Source organism: Burkholderia sp. APQ4-4ca, assembly GCF_057837105.1.
The window spans coordinates 1-1975 of the sequence record NZ_JBYQCG010000198.1 but is presented as its reverse complement, the minus strand read 5'-3'; the positions used below and the strand labels follow the sequence as shown (position 1 = coordinate 1975).

Sequence of the window (1975 nt, the reverse complement as noted above, 5' to 3'; positions counted from 1 at the left end):
GAAGCGGCCGCGCGCATCGGCATCGGCCGCGCGACGCTGTACAAGAAACTGGCGGCGCTCGGTATCGAGCGGTAGGTCGATCGGCGACGCCGATGCGGCCCGATGTAACCCATCGAACAGGAGGTCACGATGAAGCGGATCGGCTTCGCCGGGTGGTTGACCATGTTGCTGACGAGCGCCGCGCTCGCGCAGGCCGACAACACCGACGCGCCCGACGCATCTGATGCGCGGCGCAACTGGTACAACGATCCGTTCGTCGCGCTGTCGCAGGACGTGGCCGAATGCCCGTTGCCGCTCGGCCCGTGGATGACGCGCGCTGAGATGACCGACGATGCGCACTACCGCGCCGAACGCGGCACGACCTGCTGGCTCGCCCATCGCTGCACGAAGCCGAACTCGTATATGTATGACGCGTCGATCGCCGATGCGGCGAAGGCCCGCTTCGCCGGCTCCGATCGTCTGCGCGGCACGAGCCTGTGGATCACCGTGCAGCGACGTTTCATCTACGTCGAAGGATGCGCGGACACGACGCTCGATCGCCATGCGCTGCAACGCGAATTCGAGGCGCTTCCGGACGTCGAGCAGGTTTTCGTTCGCATCACGGACGATCCGCGCAAGCGCTTGCCGTACAAGGCGCGCGGGCAACCCGAGCGCGCGCCGGACTGACGGCCGAAGGGCAGCCCATGGCATACTCGCGACATTCAAAAAAAGGTTGACGGGAAGAACAATGAAACACATGCTTGCGTCGGTCTGTCGGTGGCCTCGGGCGGCCGTGATGTTGGCTCTGGTTGCAGGGCTCGGCGGGTGCGGTGGCAGTGCCCCGCTGTTCACGTCGGACGGGCGCCCGACCACTCAGGTGCAATGCACTGGCAGCGACTGGAGCAATTGCACGGACAATGCCCTGGCCATGTGCAACGGAGATTTCGACGTGATCCAGCAATCGACGGATGACGCCGTGCGAAATCTTCTCTTCGCGTGCAAGAAGAAAAGCGGTTATTGATCCCGAAATGACCGGCTGGGGAGACCACGATCGGGCGAAGCGCTTTTCTGTTTGCTTTGAGTCACTTGTTTTTCACGAATAACACTCATGGAGTCCCATCCATATGGCGACCTACAGGCAACTGAGCGCGCAGCTCGAACGGCTTCAGCAAAAGATCGACAAGGAACGTGAAAAGGCGATTGCCGATGCGATCGCGCATATCCGCGCGAAAATCGACGAATACGACATTACGCCCGAAGAGCTCGGTTTTCGCCCCGCAGGATCGGCCGCCGCCACTGCGGCAGCGAAGCCCAAGCGCACGTTGCCGCCGAAGTACCTGAACCCGAAGACGGGCGAAACGTGGAGTGGCCGCGGGCGCGCGCCGGCATGGCTCGGCAAGAATCGCGGACGTTTCCTGATCAAGGACTGACTCCCGAAAGTACTCACCTTTCGTGCGCCGACCGACGGTGCGAACGGCCATGCGGCCTTCGCACCGTTTTGTTTTCGCGTAATCGTCACGCGATTTTCCCCGACGAATTGAAGTGCAATGCCGCGCAATTAACGGATCCCGTTTCGCGAATTCGCCTCGATCCGGTTGCATGTTGCGGGTAATTCCCGGAAACAACCGCGTAATGGCGCAATGCATGCGCAGTGGCATGCGCGATTTCCCCGGTGCATGCATGACGCGGATTTTCATCACCTTTCTCATGCTGATGCGGTGTGTCGTGCGATTCCCGAAGATACTCACCATGGCTCCTGTAAATCCTCACCTTTGAGAAAGCGGCTGCAGCGTCGTGCCGCATTGCGTGCCTCGTGCATGCGGCGCTGCGATGCCGGGCCGTATGTATTGCAGGTCCATGGTGCGGGCGTTGACGCCCGTCGCATAGTCGGCCGTTCGGCATATAGGCAGTCGCAAGCGCTTCGCCTATGCTTGGGGTTCGCGTCGATCGGCGCACGGCCCGCCCGGCCGCATGCCGATCGTGTCGTCTTTCGTCA

4 protein-coding genes are annotated in these 1975 nt (G+C 61.9%); all 4 read left to right on the top strand.

The features are described 5' to 3' along the window. A partial coding sequence (locus AC3IFE_RS21195; RefSeq protein ID WP_489191845.1) for a helix-turn-helix domain-containing protein occupies positions 1-75 on the top strand: 75 nt, incomplete at its 5' end. A gap of 54 nt (positions 76-129) precedes the next feature. Then, complete coding sequence (locus tag AC3IFE_RS21190) at positions 130-666, top strand: BON domain-containing protein (protein ID WP_489191844.1); 537 nt, start codon at positions 130-132, stop codon at positions 664-666. A gap of 61 nt (positions 667-727) precedes the next feature. Beyond that, entirely contained in the window at positions 728-1000 is a 273-nt protein-coding gene (locus AC3IFE_RS21185; protein WP_489191843.1) for a hypothetical protein, read from the top strand. A 103-nt stretch (positions 1001-1103) separates the two neighbouring features. After that, positions 1104-1409, top strand: a complete 306-nt coding sequence (locus AC3IFE_RS21180; protein ID WP_089470808.1) for an H-NS histone family protein — start codon at positions 1104-1106, stop codon at positions 1407-1409. Positions 1410-1975: the final 566 nt, after the last annotated feature.